This is a genomic window from Burkholderia sp. E168m23, from assembly GCF_016586125.1.
GTDB classification, from domain to species: domain Bacteria; phylum Pseudomonadota; class Gammaproteobacteria; order Burkholderiales; family Burkholderiaceae; genus Burkholderia; species Burkholderia orbicola.
In genome coordinates this window covers 1-1570 of record NZ_BCPP01001276.1, presented here as the reverse complement: position 1 = coordinate 1570, position 1570 = coordinate 1, and the positions used below count along the sequence as shown (strand labels likewise).

Sequence of the window (1570 nt, the reverse complement as noted above, 5' to 3'; positions counted from 1 at the left end):
ATTCGAAGATCGTGTCGGTCTGCCGCACGATGAAGGTTTGCAGCATCGACGAGAAATCGGGGCCGAGCGAGCCGATCGGCCACCATGCGTACGACTGCGCGAACAGTTGCACGAGCACCTGCAACCCGCCCGCCGTGACGAACAGCGCGATCGCGACGAAATTCAGGAATCCGGAAGTCGGGCCGCCCTCGTGGCCGCCCATCGGATCGAAGAACGCGGCGCTGCCGCTGCCGGTCTGGAAGTCGATCAGGTAGCCGACACCCTGGATCGCGAACAGCACCGCGCTGAACGCACCTGCGAGCAGCATGCCGACCATCGCCTCCTTCGCGACCAGCAGGCACCACATCAGGAACGGCAGCGCGGCGACCTGCGCGGCATCGATCGTCGGCGCGACGAACGCGGCGATCACGACCGCGATCCCGTTGCGCACGAGGCCCGTGATGATCTGCTCGTTGAATACCGGCACGACGAACATGATCGGCAGCAGGCGCGGCATCACGTAGAGCAGCGGCCGCAGCATGCCGGCGACGTCGTTGAAGCCCGCGGCCTGGTCTAGCATCGGCGCTCCGCGGCGGCAGGCGGGGCGGGATCGTCGGGCGCGACGGATGCGGCGGATGCGGCAGTTTCGGTGGCGATGTCGGCGTCCGTTTCCGCTTCGGTCATCGCCGCATCGAACGCGGCCGCGGCCTCCGGCGGCGTGGCCGCATGACCGGCCGCGGCGCCCGCATCGCCCGCACCAGCCACCCAGGTGCCGCCCGTCGCGAAGCGCCGTACCGCGTAGCCGTCCGCGACTTCGTCGGCGTCGCGCTCGACCCGCGCGGCGCGCGCGTGCAGCGCCTTCTCGCCGGCCTTCTCCAGCTTGTCCTCGGCGGCCTTCGCCTTGCGCGCGGCGCGCTGCAGGTCGGCGAGCGTCGCCTCGTGGCCGCGATGCACGTGCGCGGCCTCGCTCACCGACGCGTTCGCGGTGCCGATATGCCGGTCGAACGTACGCGTATCGGCCGCCGCGTTCTGCAACGCGCGGGCCTCGCGCACGTCGTCGGCGAGCCGCGTCTGGATCGCGGCCTTCGCGGCCACTTGCTGCGCGAGCTGTGCCTGCGCGGCCGCGAGCGCCCGCCGGCTCTGCGCGGCGATGCCCTGCTGGCGCGCGGCCGCGACGCGGGCGATCTGGCTGCGCATCTCGCGTACGCGCTTCAGGCGGGCGAGCGTCGCGAGCACGAGGCGGTCGTCGGCTTCAGACATGATCGTTCGCCAGCTTCGTCAGCTTCGCGAGCAGCGCGTCGAAGCGCACGTCCTCGTCCGACGCCTGCGCACAGAACGCACCGATCGCGTCGCGCGCGCGCAGCGCGAGATCGCCGAGCCGGTCGCTGCCTTCGCGATACTCGCCGATCTGCACCAGCAGCTCGATCTCCTGGTACTTCGCGATCAGCTCACGCACGCGCGCGGCCGCATGCTGGTGCGCGCGGCTCGCGACGAGCGGCATCACGCGCGACAGGCTCGCGAGCACGTCGATCGCCGGATAGCGGTTCGCGAGCGCGATCTTGCGCGACAGCACGATGTGGCCGTCGAGGAT

Annotated in this window: 2 protein-coding genes and 1 pseudogene; all 3 read right to left on the bottom strand. The window is 71.0% G+C overall.

Annotated features, from left to right (window positions below):
* Positions 1 to 559 (bottom strand): EscT/YscT/HrcT family type III secretion system export apparatus protein (locus tag JMF90_RS36515; protein ID WP_201326290.1); only part of this gene is annotated, 559 nt, incomplete at its 3' end.
* Positions 553 to 1239, bottom strand: coding sequence for a hypothetical protein (locus JMF90_RS36510; protein ID WP_125381598.1), 687 nt, complete (start codon positions 1237 to 1239; stop codon positions 553 to 555). The genes JMF90_RS36515 and JMF90_RS36510, both read right to left, overlap by 7 nt.
* Positions 1232 to 1570: pseudogene (locus JMF90_RS36505) on the bottom strand (EscN/YscN/HrcN family type III secretion system ATPase); the annotation flags it as partial. The pseudogene JMF90_RS36505 and the gene JMF90_RS36510, both read right to left, overlap by 8 nt.

Excerpts from the sequence above, each read along its gene's own strand:
- JMF90_RS36510 (WP_125381598.1), bottom strand. The coding sequence starts at position 1,239 with ATGTCTGAAGCCGACGACCGCCTCGTGCTCGCGACGCTCGCCCGCCTG.